The 1,827-nt window shown below is 62.6% G+C and carries 3 protein-coding genes; 1 reads left to right on the top strand and 2 read right to left on the bottom strand.

Annotated features, from left to right (window positions below; translation table 11 throughout):
- Positions 1 to 458, top strand: a 458-nt coding sequence (locus tag AC27IQ_RS23670) for a LysR substrate-binding domain-containing protein (protein WP_487091019.1), incomplete at its 5' end; no start/stop codon positions are given.
- Positions 459 to 516: 58 nt separating this feature from the next.
- Here AC27IQ_RS23670 and AC27IQ_RS23665 read toward each other — a convergent pair.
- Positions 517 to 960, bottom strand: coding sequence for a hypothetical protein (locus AC27IQ_RS23665; protein ID WP_487091018.1), 444 nt, complete (start codon positions 958 to 960; stop codon positions 517 to 519).
- Positions 960 to 1,827: RHS repeat-associated core domain-containing protein (locus AC27IQ_RS23660; protein WP_487091017.1), on the bottom strand; the 868-nt coding region annotated here is incomplete at its 5' end. The genes AC27IQ_RS23665 and AC27IQ_RS23660, both read right to left, overlap by 1 nt.

Below are 1,827 nucleotides of genomic sequence, written 5' to 3'. Positions count from 1 at the left end.
CGGCGGGCGAAGGCCCGGCCGGCGGCGGCTACAAGGCGGTGGCCGTGGGCAGCCTGGCGTTCGTGTTCTGCGTGACGGCCACGCACCCGCTGGCGCAGCTGCAGCGCCCGATCACCCGCAGCGACCTGCTGGACCACACCGCCGTGGTGGTGGGCGACGGCGCGCGGTCGCTCACCGACCGCACCGTGGGTCTGCAGTCGGGCCAGCGCCGCATCACCGTGCCGTCGATGCAGGCCAAGATCGCCTGCCAGGCGGCGGGCCTGGGCCACGGCTTCCTGCCGCGCGCGTGCATCCGGGTGGAGCTGGAGACGGGGGTGCTGGTGGAGCTGCCGGTGGAGGAACCCCGCCCCGACGAGACCTTCTGGCTCGCCTGGAAACCCGAGCACATGGGCGAGGCGCTCAAATGGTGGAGCCAGCGGCTGGACCGGCCGCTGCTGCCGGGCATCCTGCCGCAGTGAGGGCGCCGCCGACTCGGCCGATCACGGCGGCAAGCGTCGCTGCGACGGCCGATTCCCGTCAGGGGGGTGCCAGCCGCTGCGGGAATTTGCGATAGATCTTTTTCAGCACCCATATTTCCCCGCATTCCAGGACCAACCACAGCGGGAAAAGCGGCATCACCATAAAGATGAAAAACACCCGCAAGGGAAAATAAAGGAGAAAAAACATCCCCACATAAAACCCGTGCAGCGGCTGCTTGTTCCTGATGAAAAACAGGATGAAGACGAGAAAAGCCAGGCCCGAAGTCAGAAGGACGTGGGCGCCCAGCAGCAGATAGGCCATCGCCTTGGGCAAATAATCATGGGCGGCCACCCATTTGGGCAGCAGTTCCTGAAAGGCCGATGCAACCATCGACAGAAAGAACACGAGGATGCCCAAGCCCAGAACGGCGAATGGAATCCAACACGCGTAAGCCATCCATTTCGAAGGGGCCTGCAATGCTTCGGGACGCGGGTTCTTCATCAATTCCAAATTCTCCTGGGGTCGTATTTCCATGCCGAGGGGTCCAGGGGCACAGGATTCGGCCATGTACCCTGGGGCCACAAATTACCGCCATAGAAGTTTTTGCTGACTCCGGATTCGGTGAAGGCCTTGTCGTGGTACGCATCGATTTCATTGCCTTGCGTACAGCCGTTTTGATCGACCTTGCCAGCGGCCTGCGCCGCCTTGTCCGAGGCGACCAGTTTCCCCCGGATGCTCGTCAAAACCTCGGACTGCTTGAGCGACTTTCCCTGGATGGCGGACTCTGCGACGAGGGCCGTTTTGACCACCGCGTTCACACTCATATTTTCGCCCCGGCATATCAGTGCCCCGGCCGGGTAATAACTGCATTGGGGCTTGCTCTTCGCCATGTCATCGTAGTAGCTGCAAACTGCCGTATCCCCTTTGCCATCGAACGATGGAAGGGACGGCATCTCGATATTGGTCCACTCGAACAGACCCAGCGGATCAATGTACTGAACGGGATTGACCGGATAGGTACTGGGATGCACGCCGCCAGACAATCCAATCGGATCCTGCGTGATGTACTGCCCCAGGTGAGGGTCGTAGTACCTGAAGCGGTTGTAATGCAGCCCGGTCTCGGCATCGATCTGCTGGCCCTGCAGCCGGATGCTCTGCTCGATCCGGTGCGGGTTGTATTCCTCCTGCACATCTCCCCAGGCACCGTAGCTGGCCGCCCAGGTGATCTCGCCGGCCTTCTCTCCGTTGCCATCCACCAGCCCGATCGGCGTGCCCAGGTGGTCGCACAGGTAGTGCCGGATGGTGAGCGGGTTGCCCGCTGCCTGGGCCTGTCGCTCGGCCTGCAATTGGCCCACGCTGCCCGCCATG

The organism is Acidovorax sp. KPB24-07 (assembly GCF_057543315.1).
Note: the sequence above shows the minus strand (reverse complement) of the source record. Positions and strands in the feature narration are given on the sequence as shown.

What these genes read in the sequence shown, in the direction of transcription:
- AC27IQ_RS23665 (WP_487091018.1), bottom strand. Translation starts at nt 960, where the DNA reads ATGAAGAACCCGCGTCCCGAAGCATTGCAGGCCCCTTCGAAATGGATG.